We start from the raw sequence: 15,867 nt of genomic DNA, 5'->3' as shown, positions 1-15,867 counted from the left end.
CCCATCGATGACCTCCCCACTGGTGCTCCGCGAGGATAGCTATGGTGTCAGCACGCTGACGCTGAATCGGCCTGACAAGTTGAATGCTCTGCATGTTGGCGTGTTTGCCGAGTTGCGGGCGCATCTGGAGGAGTTGGCTACCGACTCGTCGGTGCACTGCCTCGTGCTTACCGGGGCGGGGCGGTCGTTTTGTGCGGGGCATGATCTGTCGGTGCTAGCGGGAGGCGAGGCTGAGGAGACGAGTCACTTCGAGGCGGAGACTATCGATCTACTCGAGGAGTTTCCGCGGCCGACTATCGCCAAGATCCGGGGGCACTGTCTGACCGGAGGGTTAGAACTCGCCCTGGGGTGTGATCTGTTGATGGCGGCTGAGACGGCTAGTTTTGGGGATACGCATGGGAAGTGGGGGCTGGTGCCGGTGTGGGGGATGTCGGTGCGGTTGCCTGAGCGGGTGGGGATGGCGCGGGCCAAGGAGTTGAGTTTTACCAGTCGGAAGATCGATGCGGGGACGGCGTTGGGGTATGGGCTGATCGATCGCTGTGTGCCCGAGGGGGAGTTGGATACGGCGGTTTCGTTGTTGGCGTTCGAGATTGCCGCTAACTCAGCGGGGACGAATCGGATCTACAAGAAGTTGTATGCGCGGGCGCGGGGATCGGGGCGGCGGGCCGCGCTGGAGTCGGAGCGGGGGTTGCCGTTCGGGCTTCCCGATGACATGGGTGAGCGGCTCAGGGGGTAGGCGGGTTCAGGGGCCTTGTCGGCCGCGCGGTCGCTCCGGCGGGTACGTCGGCCGATACTGGACGTATGGACGGAGAGCCGTCGGTCGGGGCGCACGCCTGGGAGCAGCGTGTCATCGATGCCGAGGTCACCGGGACCCTGCGGTCGATCGAGGAGTTGGTGGTGCCCAAGGGGGCCGCGCATGCCGAACTCGACATTCTCGATCCGTATCGGCTCGCGGTGACCTCGCCGCGCATGCTCCTGTACCAGCTGCTGGACGCCTTTCTGGAGCACTCGGACGCGGACAAGGGCAATGTGCAGCTGTTCGATCCGGACCGTGACGGGCTGGTCATCGCGGCGCAGCGCGGATTCCGGCGTAAATTCCTGGAATTCTTCGATCTCGTCGGCGACCACGGGTCGGCGTGCGCGGACGCGGCGGCCCGTGGCACGCCGGTCGCCGTCGCCGACGTCGAGCACAGCTCCGTGTTCACCCGGGACAGTCGTGACGTCATGCTCGAATCCGCGGCCCGAGCCGTGCTCTCGATACCCATCGCCAGCCCCACCGGCGAGGCCCTGGGCGTCATCTCGTGCCACTACCCGCGGGCGAGGCCGCGTTTCGACTCCGACCGGCCATTACTCGCCCTGCTGGCCGAGGCGGCGGGCCGGGCGATTCCCTGGCACAGCCGAAACGTCGTGCATCCCAAGGGCACAAACCATCTGACGTGGTCCGGCGGGAACGGAATCGCCCCGCGCCGGTGAGTCAGGACGGTTCGGCGCGCAGGGCCGTGGTGGCGATGTCGAGGAAGTCGCGGAGGAGTTTCTCGTGCCGGTCGGCGTGGACGGCCAGGCAAGTTTCGATATCGGGGGCGTCGGTGACGGGGATGCTGACGAGGTCGGGGCGAGAGTAGGAGCGGGCGACGCTCAGGGGAACGAAGCCGATGCCGTGGCCGGAGGCGATGAGTTCGAATTTCTCCTCCAAGGAGGAGGTCCGGCGGATCGGGGCGTCGAGCATGCGCTCGGCCTCGAGGTCGTCGGTGGTGAGTTCGGGGCGGCCCGCCAAGTGATGGGTGACGGGCATGCAGGCGACGCGAGGGTCGTGGCCGATGGGGATGATGCGCAGGCCAGTTTCGTCGAAAGGCTTTCGCAGGTAACCGATCTGGGCGCGGCCGTCGCGCAGCGGCGCGGCCTGTTCCCACCAGCGGACCGGGATGATGTCGGTCTCCACGTCAGGATACTGTGCGGAGAAGGCCCGGATCGCCTCCGAGACGTGCAGTCCGGCCGAGAAGGCGATCACGAGTCGCTGGACGCCCAGGTCGGCGTCGTGCACGCGCCGCACCGCAGCGTCGACGGCCGCGAGGATTCCCTTCGACTCCTCGTAGAGCTGTCGGCCCGCGGGGGTCAGCTCCACACTGCGAGTGGTCCGGACGAACAGGGTGCAGTCCAGCTCCTGCTCGAAGGCCTTGATCTGGCGGCTGAGCACGGGCTGAGCGATGTAGAGGCGTTCCGCCGCCCGGGCGAAGTGCCGGTGCTCGGCCACCGTGGCGAAGTACCGTAGCTTGCGCAGGTCCAGATCCATACCTTCAGGGTATCAATTTCCGGAAAGGGTATTGGACGCCGCGGGCCGCTGTCCCGAGACTCGAAGCATGATCGTGATCACCACTCCCACCGGCCACATCGGCGGCCGGCTACTGGAGATCTTGCTCGACGAAACCGCTACTCACGATGAGGAATTGCGCGTCATCGTGCGCGACCCCGCGAAACTTCCCGGCGAGGTCCGCGACCGTGTGGACGTCGTCACCGGCTCGCACGGCGACGCCGACGTCGTGGACCGCGCCTTCGCCGGCGCGGACGCCGTATTCTGGCTGGTCCCACCGGATTCCGAGGCGACGAGCCTGGACGCCGCGTACTCCGGCTTCACCCGCGCCGCCGCGAAGGCGTTCACAGTGCACGGCGTCCGGCACGTCGTCGGCGTCTCGGCGCTCGGCCGCGGCACTCCCGTCGCCGGTCGTGCCGGGCTGGTGACGGCCTCGCTGGCCATGGACGACCTGATCGCGGGCAGCGGCGTGCACTATCGCGCGCTGGCCAACCCGACGTTCATGGACAATGTTGCGCGGCAGATAGATTCGATCCGCGACGACGGCGTATTCACGTGGACGGTGGATGCCGACCACCGGTCCCCGCTCGTCGCCACCCGCGATATCGCCGCGGCCGCCGCCCGCCTGCTGCTCGACCGGTCGTGGACGGGCACCGGCGAGGTTCCGGTGCTGGGCCCCGCGGACGTGTCGCCGAACGATATGGCGCACATCATCTCCGAGGTGCTCGGCCGCCCGGTTCGCTACCACCGGGAGTCGCTGGAGGACTTCCGTGCCTCCCTCACGGCCGGCGGCGTCGGTGCGGCGTTCCGGGACGGTTTCGTCGACATGATGCGGGCCAAGGACGAGGGCCTCGACGACGCGGTGCCGCGTACCTCGGAGACCGCGAGCCCCACCAGCTTTCGCGAATGGTGCGAAAGCGTGCTCATCCCGGCGGTGCGGGCATGAGCGGCACCGCACTCGTCATAGGGGCCTCCCGCACCTTGGGTCTCGGCATCGCCACCGAATTGTGGCGGCGCGGCTGGGATGTGATCGGGACCGTCCGCGGCACCGAGCGCACCGGCCTGCACGATCTGGCCGACGCATCCGCGGGCCGGGTCACGGTCGAGACGCTGGATATTACTGTGCCGGAACAGATCTCGGCGCTGCGCGAGCGGTTGGACGGGCGCGCTCTCGACCTGCTGTTCGTGAATGCCGGGATCGCCCGGGACAACATTCCGGTCGGCGAGGTGCCGACGGAGATGTTCACCGAGGTCATGGTCACGAACGCGCTCAGCCCGATGCGGGTGGTCGAATCCTTCCGCTCGCTGGTCACGCCAGCGGGAACCATCGGCGTAATGTCTTCGCGCCAAGGAAGTATCGGCTTCAACACCCGCGGCGGGCACGAGGTCTATCGCGCGAGCAAATCCGCCTTGAACCAGCTGATGCGCAGCTATGCCGCGCGCCACGCCGAGGCCGCGCACACGCTGCTACTGATGTGCCCCGGCCACGTCCAGACCGAACTCGGCGGGCCGGGCGCTGCCCTGACCGTCGATCAGTCGGTCCCCGGCGTCGTGGACACGATCGAACGGCACAGCGGCACACCGGGTTTGCAGTTCCGCAACTACCAGGGCGAAACCGTGCCCTGGTAGTTGCGGGGGCCTGCGGTCAGGGGATGACGACCGGGCCGGCCAGCGGCGCCGGCTCGTCGGCCCAGCGGTGGCCCGTCTCGCGCGGGGTGACGCCGTGGTCGGTCCACGCGGCCAGCAGCAGGGCGACCTTGGTGTGCATGATCGTGCGGAGCCGGTCGAAGGAGTTCTCCGGGTTGTCGTCGACCTCGCCGAGCAGCAGCCACCAGGCCCAGGCCACCGCGCCGGCGTTGGCGACGAAGTCCGGCAGCACCGGCACGCCGCGGGCGGCGAGCATGGCCTCCGCCTCGGGGGTGGTGGCGGCGTTGGCGGCCTCGACGATGACGCGGGCGCGGATGTCGAAGGAGTTGTCCGGCGTGATCGCGTAGGAGATCGCCGCGGGGACCAGGATGTCGGCGTCGGCGGACAGGACCGCGTTGCGCGGCAGCTGTTCGACGCCCTCGGGCAGCCGGGTGCGGTCGATCTCGCCGAAGCCGTCGCGCAGGTCGAGCAGCGCGGGGATGTCGAGGCCGTCGGCGCTGTGCAGGGTGCCGGCGGCGTCGGCCACCGTGGTGACCTTCATACCGGCTTCGTGCAGGTAGAACGCGGCCGCGCCGCCCATGGTGCCGACGCCCTGGATCGCGACGGTCGTCTCGGCGGGCGACTGGCCCCACGAGACCGCGGCGGCGAGGCAGGCGTGCGCGACGCCGTAGCCGCCGATCACGTCGCCGAGCATGAATCCACCCTCGACCTCGGCGTTCAGTCCGTTCCGGACACGTTCCAGCGTCGCGGCCGGATCGGCGGCGCGGCGGATGGCGGCGTGGTAGCTCTGGCCGAGGCCGAGCTTCTCGAAGACCTCGTCGATCAGGTGCTGCGGGACGCCCAGATCCTCGGCGGTCACCCAGTGGGCATCGATCCACGGGCGCATGGCCTCGCAGAACCGCTCCAGCACCTCGACGGCGCGGGGGTCCTTGGGGTCGAAGTCGATGCCGCCCTTGGCCCCGCCGATGGGCAGGTCGAAGGTGGCGGTCTTGTTGGCCATGCCGCGGGCGAGGTCCTCGACCTCGGTCACCGTGCAGCCGGCCCGCATCCGGGTGCCGCCGGTGGCCAGGCCCGCGCGCAGGGTGTGGACGACCAGGTAGCCGACCGCTCCGGTGATCGAATCGGTCCACTGTAAGCGCATGTACGGCTCGGGACGACGGAGCGCGGGGACAACGGGTGTCGGCGTGGGAATGGTCGGAACGGTCTGCGCGGTGCTCTCGGCCGGGTTCTGCATCGTCGTCACGGCGTCTACCTCCTCTTCGTCTTCGGTGCCGGTCGCCACCATCCACGGGACCTCGCCGGGTCACACGGACTCCTGCCGGACCTCGTCGTCCCGGCCGATGGCTCGCGCTCGGTGCCACCAGCCTGCGGTTAAACCTCCCTTCGCGTCTATTTACGGTTCGTACACGGCCGTGTTCACCGATGCTGCACAGTTCACCCGCAGTGGAGAGCACTAAGCCTCTTGCCTCCGCATAGGCTCGTCTGCATGGACCTGTCGCTGGCCCGCCTGCGGATGCTGCGCGAGCTGTACCGACGCGGCACGATCACGGCCGCCGCAACCGCCCTGCACTACACCGCGTCGGCGGTTTCCCAGCAGTTGGCGCAGTTGGAGCGCGATGTCGGCACCAGGCTGTTCGAGCGCCGCGGCCGCCGCGTGCAACTGACCGACCAGGGGGTACTGCTCGCCGAACACGCCGGGGAAATCCTCGCCGCGGTCGAGCGCGCGACCCAGGCGCTCGAGGAAGCCGGGGAATCGGTGACGGGCAAGATCACCGCCGGGGTGTGGGCGTCGGTGGCGTCCGGTTTAGTGCCCGACGCGCTGACCGCGCTCGCGCGGACGCATCCGGGCATCTCGGTGCGGACCAAGGAGCTGGCCCCGGAGTCGACGGCTGCGGCGGTGCGGGACGGGTCACTGGATCTGTCGTTCGTTCTCGACTACTCGAATTACCCGATGACCTGGGATCGTGGTCTGGAACGCGCGATCATCGCGGTAGAGCGGCTCTATGCGGCCGTGCCGGTCGGGGCCGTCCCGGCGGCGAGCGTGACGCTGGGCGAACTGACCGAGCACCCGTGGATTCTGGCGCCCGCCCGCTCGCATTTCGGGCACGCGGTCCGGCTGGCCTTCCAGTCCGCCGGACTCGAGCCGCGGATCGATCACGAGGTGGAGGAGCAGGCGACCGCGATGGCGATGGTCGCGGCGGGATTGGGTGTGACGTTGGTCTCGGACCTGGGCTTGGCGCTGCGTCCGCCCGGTGTGGATATCGTCCCACTCGGGGACGTTCTCACCCGGACCGTCTCGCTGGCCTATCGCACCAATACCGCGCGGCGGGCGGCGCTGCTGCTCGTCGTGGACGCGATCCGGACCGCGGCGGCGGAGAAGGGGCTGGCGGCCGACACCCCGTTGCCCACCCCGGAGGAGGTGGCGACGGTGCCGTCGCCCCCGACGCCGTTCGAGGCGAGCAGCCGGGGGCTGGGGCTCGGCTGACTCCGGCGAGTAGCGGAAGACCGCATGACTATGGCGTTGGGGCGCAGGCGATTACGGTGCACTGCGGGTTGGGGGTCAGGTCGCGGCGGAGGATGTCGGGGTCGAGGTTGTCGCGTAGGTCGGGGTTGAGGGCGAGGGGCGGGGCTTCGTAGGGGCCGGGATCGGGGACCTGCTGATCCCGGACGCCGCGCAGGAGGATGCGGAAGAAGTCGTGGAACAGGTCGCTCGCGGCGGCGTGCGAGCCGCCGAACGGGTTGGCGTCACCGCCGAAGCCGGTCCAGGTGACGGTCATGTCCAGGCTGGGGATGACGAAGTTGCTCTGCTGGAAGGCGCCGATCATGGCGTAGAGGTCCGGCGGCGCGGACCGGATCATGCGCTGGTCGATCGTGCGGGGGACGGTCTGGTCGCCCGCGGTGCAGGGCGCGGCGCGGTTGGTCCAGAACAGGAATCCGTAGCAGCCGTTTGCGGCCGTGGGAGCGCCGAGTTCGTGCACGTAGGCGGCGGGAATCAGCTGCCGCCCGCGCCATGCGCCGTCGTTCCCGAGGAGCAGGCCGAGTTTCGCGTAGTGCACGGGCGGCAGGAACAGATGGGCGTAGCCGTAGGTGTTTCCGGCGCGGTCGCGCAGCCAGGTGTAGGACGATCGGGGGATGCCGAGGGGGTCGAACAGCGTGCGCTGCGCGTAGTCCTGGAGGTCCTCCCCGACCGCGCGCTGGACCACGAAGGCCAGCAGATCCGGTGTGCGCTGGCTGTATTGGAAGTACGTGCCCGGTGGATGCACCAGCGGCTGGGCCAGGGCCTCCTGCGCGATATTCGGGTCGATGCCGGTGGTCGCGAATTCGGCCAGGATGGACTCGGCCAGTCCGGAGGTCTGGGTGAGCAGGTTGCGGAGGGTGAGGGCGCGGTGGGCGGCGTCGCCCCACCGGGGACCGGCGGGCAGGTAGGCGTCGATCGGGTCGTCCAGGCCGAGTTTGCCCTCCCCCAAGGCTATTCCGGTGAGGATCGAGATCACGCTCTTGGTGGAACTCCACATCGGCGTGGGCAGGGTTCCGGTGACGGCGTCGAGCGGACCCCGGCCGACCAGGCAGTTGCCGCGGAACACCTGCACCGAGGTCCGCATATGACCGGCGGCGTAGTCGATCGCGGCTCGTACGGCGTCGGGGTCCAGATCCGCCTGTTCGGGTGCGGCGGTGGCGAATTCACCGCCGGGCGATGGTAGCTCGCATCGGGCACGCTGCGGCTCGCCATGTGCGGAGGGTGCGAAAACCGCTGCCGTGACGGCGAATACGACGAACAAGAGGCGCAGATTCATGGTCGTCACTCAGCGCAGATGCCCGCACGGCGGGACGGCATGCCCTCGACACCGTCGAGGTTGTAGCCGACGACGCGATAGCAGCCCGGTGACGCGGTGTCGGGGTCGTGCCAGCCGCCCGACGCGTCGGTCACGCAGTGGTCGCACACGGTCGACCAGCCGCCGCCGTCCTGCCGCTGGATCGAATAGTCCCGCGCCCCGGCCGCGCCCTCGAACAGCACCGTGCCCGCATCGGCAGAGGTGATGGTCGGTGCGGGGACCGGGTCGTGGGGTGGCGGGACCGGGTAGCCCGCCATGGCATAGGAGTGAGTGCGCAGCAATTGGGCGCGGGCGGCCATATCGGCGGCATCGTGCGAGGCGGTGGTGATGCCGGTGTAGTACAGCGCCCACCAGTTGCCGTCCTCGCCCCACTCGCACGTGGGTGAGCAGCCGGTATCGGCCGGAATCGGTTGCCAGCCATGGCCGGTGGCGTGCGCCTGTAGGGCCCAGAAGTTGTCGCCCGCGATATTCGGATCGTTCTCGAGGCCGGTGGCGAAGTCACGCAGGGCGTCGGGGGTGAGGAAATCGGTGCGGTCCCAGCCGAATTCGATCACGGCGAAGGATTTTCCGGCCGCCGCGACCTGACTCGCCTTGTCGTGCAACGACGGGGCGTTGCCGTCGATGCGGTTGCCGCCGGAGACGATCGGCAGCCAGTGCGGGTAGTACTCGGCGGCGTAGATATCGATGCCGGGGATCCGCAGCGCGCCGTCGGTGACGAATCCGTCGCCGCCGCCGAGGCTGATATTCACGAACAGCTGCCGGGGAGCGATCGCGTGGAAGTGGTCGGAGACCGTGCGCAGCCAGTCCTCCATCACCGGCATCGGCACGCCGTCGAGCAGGTCGAGATTGTTGCCGTCGACCCAGCCGGCGAAGGTCGGATCGTCCTTGTAGGCGAGGCCGGTGAGGGGATTGACGTGTTCGAGTACGGCTCGCATGTGGCGCTCGTAGTCGCCGATGAGGTCCGGATCGGTGAAGAAGGCGTGCCCGCAGTCGGGCCGGTTCCGCCAGGTGCAGTACCAGTCGTGGCTGTCGGCGGTCGGCGAGTTCTGGTCCGGGGACGGGGCGCCGTCGGCGTCGCCGGAGAACTCGCCGATCAGTTTCAGGCCGTGGGCGCGGGCCTTGGCGACGACCATGTCCATGTGCGCGAACGCGTCCGGATTGAACTGTCCCAGTGCGGGTTCCAGGCAGGACGGGCAGCCGACGGTATCGCCCAGGGTCTGGGAGCGGATCACCGTCGCGCCCATCTCGCGGGCCGTCGCGAACGCGTCGTCGACCTCGAATTCGGTGGGATAGCGCTCGCTGCCCGCGGGGACCGCCGCCGAGGGGTTGGGGCCGTAGTTCATCAGGCCCAGCCATTCGATATTCGCACCGGAGAACCGGAAGGGCTGCCCTGCCACGGTCAATGCGGACCCCTCGCGCCGCACGAAACCGTCGCGGAACTGCCCGGCAGACACCCCGGCCACCGATGACCGCTGCGCGGGCGCGCCGGGATCCGCCCCGGCGTCAGCGGATTCCGGGCCGGCGGGCGTGACCAGGGCGCCGAGGATCGCGGCGGCCGCGACCAGGATGTATCGAATGCGCACGAAGACTCCCGAATCCGCTCAATGTTACATTCTCGCGAAATGTAACTCTGCGGATCAATCGAGTCAACTGTTTCATGGTGGTGAGCCTGGCTAGGATGTTCCGCATGACGTCCGCAACCGGTGCTCACCCGACGCCGGCCTACCTGGCCGCGACGGGTGAGCGGAAGACGCCGTCCCGCGCGACGCCCGCCGAGGCCTTCGCCGCGGCACGCCACCGCTTCCTGCACGGCGAGCGCTTGGACATGGGCGAACTCGCCACCGAACTCCGTGTCTCGCGCACCACGCTGTACCGCTGGACCGGTGACCGCGATCGGCTTCTCGCCGATGTCGTCTGGTTCGAGTTGCACCGGCTGGTCGAGAACGCGATCGCCGCCGCGCCCGGCAGTGGGCTCCCCCGGCTCCGGCAGGGGATCGAGTGGTTTCTCGACGCCACGGCGCAGGCGGCGCCGCTGCGCGCGCTACTGGCCACCGAGGGCGAGCGCGCGGTCCGCATGCTCACCGCGCCGAACGGGCCGATCCGCCCGCGCCTGGTCGGGTTGCTAACCGACGCGATCGAGCAGGAGGTGACCGAGGGCAACTACCGTCCCCCCGCTCCCCCGGCGACGCTGGCCGACGGCATCGTCGCGCTCGGCGAGCGCTACCTGCACAACGGAGGCGACCCGACCCTCAACCCCGATCCGGCCACGGCGCATACGGTTATCGCCCTCCTGCTTCGCGAGGAGGGAATCAGTGGGTGACACTCACGAGGGAATCAGTGGGTGACGCGAGGAGGGAATCAATAAGTGACGCGTCGCGGGAATAAATGAGTGACGCGTCGCGGGAATCAGTGGGTGACGCGTCGAGGAAATGAGTGGGGGATGCTGCCGCTTACGCTGGGAAGGTGACGGGTAGGGCGGCTAGGGCTCGGTGGAAAGGGCCTGGGCGCCAGTCGGGTTCGCCGGTGGGGAGGGCTAGGCGCATGTCGGGGAGCATGTCCAGGAGTTGGTCGATGGCGTCCTGGGCGATCAGGTAGGCCAGGGGGCGGGCGGGGCAGGCGTGCTGGCCGATGCCGAAGGCCAGGTGTGAGCGGTTGCCCGTGCGGTCGTCGACGCGGATGGCGGGATCGTTGTTGCAGGCGGCCATGCTGACCAGGACCGGCTGGTCGGCGGGGAGCCAGACGTCGTCGATGAGGATCGGCTGCTTGGGGTAGGTCATGCAGAAGTTCGCCAGCGGCGGGTCGTTGAACAGCACCTCGTCCAGGGCGTCGCGGGTGGACAGGGCGCCGCCGAGCACCTCGCCGCCGAACCGGTCGTCGGTGAGGATCAGCAGCAGCGTGTTGACGATCAGGTTGAGCTGCAACTCGATTCCGGCGCCGTAGAAGGTGACCAGCTGGTGCACCAGCTCTTCCTCGTCGAGTCCGGCGGGGTGGCGCAGCAGCTGGGTGGCGACGTCGTTGCCCGGCTCCACCCGCTTCAGGTTCACCAGGTCACGCATGGCGTCGTTGACCATCCGGTTGCCCTCGTCGGCGTCGGAACCCTCGAACATGGCGGCCATGCCGGTGGCGACCTTCTGGCCGATCTCCGGCGGGCAGCCGACCATGGCGCAGCAGACCTGGAAGGTGAGCGGAAACGCGTACTGACTCAACAGGTCCGCCGCACCTTCCGGGCGGAAGGCATCGATCAGCGGCAGGGCGACCTGTTCGACGGTGGTGTGCAGGCCGTAGAGGTCGACCTCGTTGATGCTCTCCAGGGTGGCCTGCCGGTAGCGCTCGAATTCGGTTCCGGCATTGCGGCTTCCGGTCGGACGCCACTCCATGATCGGCAGCACCGGGCAGTCGGCCGGGACGCCGCGCTGCCAGCGGCGCGGGTCGGCCGGGAAGTGCTCGGGATCGTTGAGAATGCGCAGCGCGGCGCGGTAGCCGATGACCAGGGTGGCCGGGACGCCCGGCGCCAGTTCGACCGGCACCAGGGACCCGTACCGCTGCCGCATATCGCCGTACACGCGATGCGGATCGAGCGCGAATTCGTGCGCGTGCAGCGACACCCTGGGCCCATCCGAGTCGAACGGCGAGCCATGTGCCACCGGACAGGTCGCGGTCGGCGAGGACTCGCGTGCGCTCAAGAGAGAATTCCAATCACTCGGGTGCCGTACACCAAATTCGGTGCGCCCGTACCTGTTCGAGCGCGCCGGTACAGCATGCCCCATCCTCCGGAAAATTTCGAGATGAAAGTGATAGCCGGGCAAAGGGAATGGAGCGCCCGCGAGCGACCGCCCGCGAAACGCCTACGGAACGAAGACTTCCGCCGCGGCCGGGATATTCGGCCGGTCGGTCCGCAGCGTGAGCTGGACTCGGCCCGGACCGGTCTCGGCGAGCAGGATCGCCGCCGTCAGGCGCTGGCCCGCCGGCACGAAGCGGCTGACGCTGCCCGCGGCACCGGTGTCGAGGTTGTGCCAGTCCAGAATCGTCGTGACATCGCACGCCAGCAGCTGCGGCCCCCACTCGCCCACGGGCGAGAAACCCTGCGTGATGCGCAGGACCACCGAATGCTCGGCCCCCGGGGCCTCGGAGTACTGGTAGAGCGGCCCGTCGAAGGCGGTCCCGCCGGCGTTCAGGATGCCGGCGCAGACGCCGTTGCCGACCGTGAGGACCGGGCTGAGGGTGAAGTCGGACTTGGCGCACGTCCGCGGACCCACATTCGACCACCCCAGCTGGCAGGGCTCCCCCGCGTCGGCCGTGGCGGGCCCCGCGACGGCCACCCCGGCGCCGATCAGCGCGGCGGCGGCCGCGCCCAGGAACATGCGATGCATACTCGTACTCCCTCGAATCGGATTGCGGTTCACGAAATGTACGGCGACACCGGCGGTGTCGATTGCCCATCGTTCACTCATATCGCGTCGAGCCTCGTCATTATTATCAAACGGTAGGAATTTCCGTCGCGGTACGCGTCGGACGGACATATTCGTCCCGGAGATCCAGCTCACATGTCGTCACGTTCCCGGACGCGACGCACTCCTAGGTGCGAGAGGCCGAGGAGGATTCATGAGCGACGCCGCCACCCGGGAATTCGCCGATCACCGCGAACTGCTGTTCTCGATCGTCTACGACATGCTCGGCACCGTCACCGATACCGAGGACGTCCTGCAGGACACCTGGCTGGCCTGGTCCGGACGCCGCCGTCCCGGCACCGCGCCCGTCGACAACCCCCGCGCATATCTGGTCCGCATCGCCGTCAACACCGCCCTGGCACGGCAGGAGGCGATCGCCCGGCGACGCGAGACCTATATCGGCCCATGGCTGCCGGAGCCGCTGCTCACCGGGGTGTCGGACGCGCGCGCCGACGCCGCCGACGAGACCGTGCGCACCGAATCCGTCTCGCTGGCAATGCTTGTCGTGCTCGAATCGCTGACGCCGCTGGAGCGGGCGGTGTTCGTCCTGCACAACATCTTCGGCTACCCGCACGCCGATATCGGCGAGATCCTGGGCCGCGGCACGGCGGCCGTGCGCCAGCTCGCGCACCGCGCCCGCGAGCACGTGCACGCGCGGCGGCCCCGGCACCGGACCGATCCGCGGTTGCAACGCGCGGTGACCGAGAAGTTCCTGGCGGTGCAGGCCGGCGGCGATCTCGCCGAACTGCTGGCGCTGCTCGCACCCGACGTCACCTTCTGGACCGATACCGGCGGCGCGAAACACGCTGCGCGGCGGCCGATTCAGGGCGCCGACAAGGTGGCCCGCCTGCTCACCAACCCGACGATGCGCCGCAACACCCTCGACCTCGGCATCGCCTACGGGACGGTCAACGGCGACCCCGCCGCGGTGGTGTCCGCCTACGGCGCGCCGTTCGCGGTCCTCGTCCTCGACATCGATCCGGGGACCGAGAAGATCCGCGGCATCTACGCCGTGGCCAATCGCGCGAAACTCGGCACGATCGGAACCTGAACGGCCTAACCGTGATTCGCGACGTAGGCGTCGACCTCGGCCAGGTAGGCCTCCTGCCGGGCGGGGGTGATCCACGCGGCGCGGAAGGAGTTGCGGGCGAGTTCCGCCAGCTGATCGGTGGTCAGCTCGGCGCGCTGTGCCAGCGCCACGTAGTTGTCGGCGGCGTAGGCGCCGAAGTACGCGGGATCGTCGCTGTTGACGGTGACGGTCAGGCCGCGCTCCAGCAGGGTCGTGATCTCCGCGGACTTCATCTCGGCGGTCACGAAGGAGTTGGAGACCGGACAGCAGGTGAAGGCGACGCCCTTGGACGCGGCGAGTTCGACCAGGCGCTCGTCCTCGACGATATTGGTGCCGTGGTCGATGCGGTCGACGGCGATGTCCTCGAGCGCCTGGCGGATGTGCTCGCGGGAGTCCTGCTGATCGATATCGCAGTGCATGGTCAGCTGGAAGCCCTCGCTCCGGGCGCGCTCGAAGACCGCCGCGAATTTGCTCGGCGGATTACCGCGCTCGTCGGAATCGAGTCCGACGCCGATGATCCAGTCCCGGTACGGCAGCGCCTCCATCAGCGTCGCCATCGCGTATTCGGCGGAGAAGTCACGCAGGAAGCACAGGATCAGTTCGGCCGAGATGCCGACCTCGCGGCGCGCCCGCACGATCGCCGACCGGTATCCGCCGATCACCGTGTCGAAGGGGACGCCGCGGCCGGTGTGGGCCTGCGGATCGAAGAACATCTCGACGTGCCGCACGCCCTGCGCGTGCGCCCGCAGCAGGTACTCGTAGGCGAGGTCGTGGAAGTCGCGCGCCTGCTGCAGGACCCGCATAGCCGGGTAGTAGACCTGTAGGAAGGACGTCAGATCGTGGAAGTCGTAGGTCTGCTTGACCTCGTCCACCGTGCGTTCCGGCAGGTCCACGCCGTTGCGCCGGGCCAGCCGGAACTTCAGCTCCGGCTCCAGGGTGCCTTCCAGGTGCAGATGCAGTTCGGCCTTGGGCAGGCCGCGCACGAATTCGGCGAGATCTGTGGGCATCCACCCATGATCGCGCACCGGCTCCCGGACGGTGCGGCTATCCCCGCGTCGATTTCGTGACCCGAGTGATGAGCACGACATGGCCGCTCACCACCGGAATCATCTACTATTTACGTACGTAGATAGTAGATTGCTCAATGGCGAGCAAGAGAGGTCAGGCCATGTTCCGACGTGTTCCTCGCACCCCGTTCACCCTCCTCACGATCGGCGCGGTCGTCACCGCGGGCCTGGCCCTGGGCGCCGGATCCGCCGCGGCCCAGACCCTGACCTCGATGCCCACACCCGCCAGGGCCTGCCTCTGGGACGGCGGCGCCCATGCCCAGGGATCGTCCGTCGTCGCGGGCGGGCGGACCTACGTCTGCGGCGCCGACGGGCACGGCGCACCCTTCTGGGCCGCCGGGGCGTCCACCGGCGCCCAGGACACCGTCGCCAATCCCGGCTCCCGCGCCGATCCGGCGGGCCGGTTCAGCGCCGGCGCGCGGCAGCCCGGCACCGGTTACAACGACTACTGCGTCGGCCATCAGCTGATCGCCGGGACCGAAGATGTCTACCAGGTCGTCCGGGCCGCCGACGGCAGGCTGTTCTGGAAGGCCACCGCACCCGCCGCCTCGTGGCGATTCGACACCGGGACCGCACGCCCGGAGCCGACCTGGCGCACGCCCGCGGTGTGCTTCGACGGCTCGCTGGTCTGAATCGCGCAACCCCCGCGGACAGGGCTCGCGCCCTCCCGCGGGGACGCCGAGAGTTGTTGTCCGCCAGCGTTCCTGCTGCTCGAGGCGGCGGCCGGGCCCGTACCGGACGCGACCGAGTCTGGCACCGCGAAATCCCCGTCCGTAGTTCCCGGTGTGCCCGAGATGCACCGTAATTGGCGCACCGCTAGTTTCGTTGTGGACGTTTCATTAGGACCGGCTTCCGGTCCGCCTAGCGGTATTGCCTGATGGAGGAAAACACGGTGCGCATCCTGCTGGTCGCCAGCGCATTCAACAGTCTCACGCAGCGGGTTCACACCGAACTACGAGAACGCGGGCATCGCGTCGGCGTCGAACTGGCGCTGGGCGACGACCTGCTGCGTGCTCGGGTGGCCCAGTTCGGGCCGGATCTGATCCTGGCGCCGATGCTCACTTCCGCGATCCCCGAAGACATCTGGTCGCGGCACCCCGTGCTGATCGTCCATCCCGGACCGAAGGGCGACCGCGGCCCGTCCTCCCTCGACTGGGCCATCCGTGAGGACGCGCCCGAGTGGGGCGTCACGGTGCTCCAGGCGGTCGCCGAGATGGACGCCGGGCCGATCTGGGCCTCCGAACCCTTCCGGGTGACCCGCTGCGGAAAGAGCGAGCTGTATCGCAACGAGGTCTCCGACGCGGCCGTGCGGGCGGTACTGCTGGCGGTCGACCGCTTCGCCGACAGCTCGTTCATGCCCGAACCGCTCGACTACGACCGGCCCGACGTGCGCGGGCAGCTGCGGCCCTACCACTCGCAGGAGTACCGCCGCATCGACTGGTCCACCGACGACACCGCCACGGTGCTGCGCCGGCTGCGGGCCGCCGACTCCCAG

Annotated in this window: 15 protein-coding genes and 1 pseudogene; 9 read left to right on the top strand and 7 right to left on the bottom strand. The window is 69.0% G+C overall.

Going from position 1 to position 15,867, the window contains the following annotated elements; genetic code table 11:
• The first annotated feature begins 7 nt into the window (after positions 1-7).
• Both ON41_RS05205 and ON41_RS05200 read left to right on the top strand, forming a co-directional pair.
• Entirely contained in the window at positions 8-736 is a 729-nt protein-coding gene (locus ON41_RS05205) for an enoyl-CoA hydratase/isomerase family protein (protein WP_083905145.1), read from the top strand.
• 65 nt (positions 737-801) lie between these two features.
• Positions 802-1,473, top strand: a complete 672-nt coding sequence (locus ON41_RS05200) for a GAF domain-containing protein (protein ID WP_040745621.1) — start codon at positions 802-804, stop codon at positions 1,471-1,473.
• A gap of 1 nt (position 1,474) precedes the next feature.
• Here the strand turns inward: ON41_RS05200 and ON41_RS05195 are convergent, their stop codons facing one another.
• Positions 1,475-2,290, bottom strand: a complete 816-nt coding sequence (locus ON41_RS05195; protein WP_040745620.1) for a LysR family transcriptional regulator — start codon at positions 2,288-2,290, stop codon at positions 1,475-1,477.
• Between the two features lie 67 nt (positions 2,291-2,357).
• On the opposite strand from ON41_RS05195, the gene ON41_RS05190 reads away from it, so the two are divergent.
• Both ON41_RS05190 and ON41_RS05185 read left to right on the top strand, forming a co-directional pair.
• Entirely contained in the window at positions 2,358-3,254 is an 897-nt protein-coding gene (locus ON41_RS05190; RefSeq protein ID WP_040745619.1) for an NAD(P)H-binding protein, read from the top strand.
• The gene (locus ON41_RS05185) at positions 3,251-3,937 is read left to right on the top strand and encodes an SDR family NAD(P)-dependent oxidoreductase (RefSeq protein WP_040745618.1); all 687 of its coding nucleotides are present in this window, start codon (positions 3,251-3,253) and stop codon (positions 3,935-3,937) included. The genes ON41_RS05190 and ON41_RS05185 overlap by 4 nt, the downstream gene beginning before the upstream one ends.
• Positions 3,938-3,953: 16 nt before the next feature.
• Here the strand turns inward: ON41_RS05185 and ON41_RS05180 are convergent, their stop codons facing one another.
• Positions 3,954-5,189, bottom strand: a complete 1,236-nt coding sequence (locus ON41_RS05180) for a Glu/Leu/Phe/Val family dehydrogenase (RefSeq protein ID WP_083905156.1) — start codon at positions 5,187-5,189, stop codon at positions 3,954-3,956.
• A gap of 252 nt (positions 5,190-5,441) precedes the next feature.
• Between ON41_RS05180 and ON41_RS05175 the strand changes: the two genes are divergently transcribed.
• Entirely contained in the window at positions 5,442-6,440 is a 999-nt protein-coding gene (locus tag ON41_RS05175) for a LysR family transcriptional regulator (RefSeq protein WP_040745617.1), read from the top strand.
• Between the two features lie 28 nt (positions 6,441-6,468).
• On the opposite strand, the gene ON41_RS05170 is transcribed toward ON41_RS05175, so the two are convergent.
• Together ON41_RS05170 and ON41_RS05165 are read right to left on the bottom strand one after the other, a co-directional pair.
• The gene (locus ON41_RS05170; RefSeq protein ID WP_085995617.1) at positions 6,469-7,749 is read right to left on the bottom strand and encodes a serine hydrolase domain-containing protein; all 1,281 of its coding nucleotides are present in this window, start codon (positions 7,747-7,749) and stop codon (positions 6,469-6,471) included.
• A gap of 5 nt (positions 7,750-7,754) precedes the next feature.
• A complete protein-coding gene (locus tag ON41_RS05165; RefSeq protein WP_040745616.1) occupies positions 7,755-9,371 on the bottom strand; it encodes a glycoside hydrolase 5 family protein in 1,617 nt (538 codons plus the stop codon).
• A 104-nt stretch (positions 9,372-9,475) separates the two neighbouring features.
• On the opposite strand from ON41_RS05165, the gene ON41_RS38790 reads away from it, so the two are divergent.
• Positions 9,476-10,108, top strand: coding sequence for a QsdR family transcriptional regulator (locus tag ON41_RS38790; protein WP_157185364.1), 633 nt, complete (start codon positions 9,476-9,478; stop codon positions 10,106-10,108).
• A 130-nt stretch (positions 10,109-10,238) separates the two neighbouring features.
• Here the strand turns inward: ON41_RS38790 and ON41_RS05155 are convergent, their stop codons facing one another.
• Both ON41_RS05155 and ON41_RS05150 read right to left on the bottom strand, forming a co-directional pair.
• The gene (locus tag ON41_RS05155; protein ID WP_373281320.1) at positions 10,239-11,393 is read right to left on the bottom strand and encodes a cytochrome P450 family protein; all 1,155 of its coding nucleotides are present in this window, start codon (positions 11,391-11,393) and stop codon (positions 10,239-10,241) included.
• 240 nt (positions 11,394-11,633) lie between these two features.
• The gene (locus tag ON41_RS05150) at positions 11,634-12,158 is read right to left on the bottom strand and encodes a hypothetical protein (protein WP_246460911.1); all 525 of its coding nucleotides are present in this window, start codon (positions 12,156-12,158) and stop codon (positions 11,634-11,636) included.
• Positions 12,159-12,390: 232 nt separating this feature from the next.
• Between ON41_RS05150 and ON41_RS05145 the strand changes: the two genes are divergently transcribed.
• Positions 12,391-13,287 (top strand): sigma-70 family RNA polymerase sigma factor, encoded by an 897-nt coding sequence (locus ON41_RS05145; RefSeq protein WP_040745614.1) that lies wholly within the window; start codon positions 12,391-12,393, stop codon positions 13,285-13,287.
• A 5-nt stretch (positions 13,288-13,292) separates the two neighbouring features.
• Here ON41_RS05145 and ON41_RS05140 read toward each other — a convergent pair whose 3' ends face one another.
• Positions 13,293-14,312 carry an adenosine deaminase gene (locus ON41_RS05140; RefSeq protein WP_040745772.1) on the bottom strand — a complete coding sequence of 340 codons (1,020 nt, stop codon included), beginning with the start codon at positions 14,310-14,312 and terminating at the stop codon, positions 13,293-13,295.
• A gap of 161 nt (positions 14,313-14,473) precedes the next feature.
• Between ON41_RS05140 and ON41_RS41020 the strand changes: the two genes are divergently transcribed.
• Positions 14,474-15,004, top strand: coding sequence for a hypothetical protein (locus tag ON41_RS41020; protein WP_157185363.1), 531 nt, complete (start codon positions 14,474-14,476; stop codon positions 15,002-15,004).
• Between the two features lie 245 nt (positions 15,005-15,249).
• Positions 15,250-15,867, top strand: a pseudogene (locus ON41_RS05130) (formyltransferase family protein); the annotation flags it as partial.

Origin of the sequence: Nocardia transvalensis NBRC 15921 (assembly GCF_000308875.1) — a bacterium.
GTDB lineage: Bacteria > Actinomycetota > Actinomycetes > Mycobacteriales > Mycobacteriaceae > Nocardia > Nocardia transvalensis.
This window is presented reverse-complemented; position numbering and strand designations above follow the sequence as displayed.

What these genes read in the sequence shown, in the direction of transcription:
- ON41_RS05195 (WP_040745620.1), bottom strand. Translation starts at nt 2,290, where the DNA reads ATGGATCTGGACCTGCGCAAGCTACGGTACTTCGCCACGGTGGCCGAG.
- ON41_RS05140 (WP_040745772.1), bottom strand. Translation starts at nt 14,312, where the DNA reads ATGCCCACAGATCTCGCCGAATTCGTGCGCGGCCTGCCCAAGGCCGAA.
- ON41_RS05205 (WP_083905145.1), top strand. Translation starts at nt 8, where the DNA reads ATGACCTCCCCACTGGTGCTCCGCGAGGATAGCTATGGTGTCAGCACG.
- ON41_RS38790 (WP_157185364.1), top strand. Translation starts at nt 9,476, where the DNA reads ATGACGTCCGCAACCGGTGCTCACCCGACGCCGGCCTACCTGGCCGCG.
- ON41_RS05150 (WP_246460911.1), bottom strand. Translation starts at nt 12,158, where the DNA reads ATGCATCGCATGTTCCTGGGCGCGGCCGCCGCCGCGCTGATCGGCGCC.
- ON41_RS05175 (WP_040745617.1), top strand. Translation starts at nt 5,442, where the DNA reads ATGGACCTGTCGCTGGCCCGCCTGCGGATGCTGCGCGAGCTGTACCGA.
- ON41_RS05185 (WP_040745618.1), top strand. Translation starts at nt 3,251, where the DNA reads ATGAGCGGCACCGCACTCGTCATAGGGGCCTCCCGCACCTTGGGTCTC.
- ON41_RS05200 (WP_040745621.1), top strand. Translation starts at nt 802, where the DNA reads ATGGACGGAGAGCCGTCGGTCGGGGCGCACGCCTGGGAGCAGCGTGTC.
- ON41_RS05190 (WP_040745619.1), top strand. Translation starts at nt 2,358, where the DNA reads ATGATCGTGATCACCACTCCCACCGGCCACATCGGCGGCCGGCTACTG.
- ON41_RS05145 (WP_040745614.1), top strand. Translation starts at nt 12,391, where the DNA reads ATGAGCGACGCCGCCACCCGGGAATTCGCCGATCACCGCGAACTGCTG.
- ON41_RS41020 (WP_157185363.1), top strand. Translation starts at nt 14,474, where the DNA reads ATGTTCCGACGTGTTCCTCGCACCCCGTTCACCCTCCTCACGATCGGC.
- ON41_RS05170 (WP_085995617.1), bottom strand. Translation starts at nt 7,749, where the DNA reads ATGAATCTGCGCCTCTTGTTCGTCGTATTCGCCGTCACGGCAGCGGTT.
- ON41_RS05180 (WP_083905156.1), bottom strand. Translation starts at nt 5,189, where the DNA reads ATGCAGAACCCGGCCGAGAGCACCGCGCAGACCGTTCCGACCATTCCC.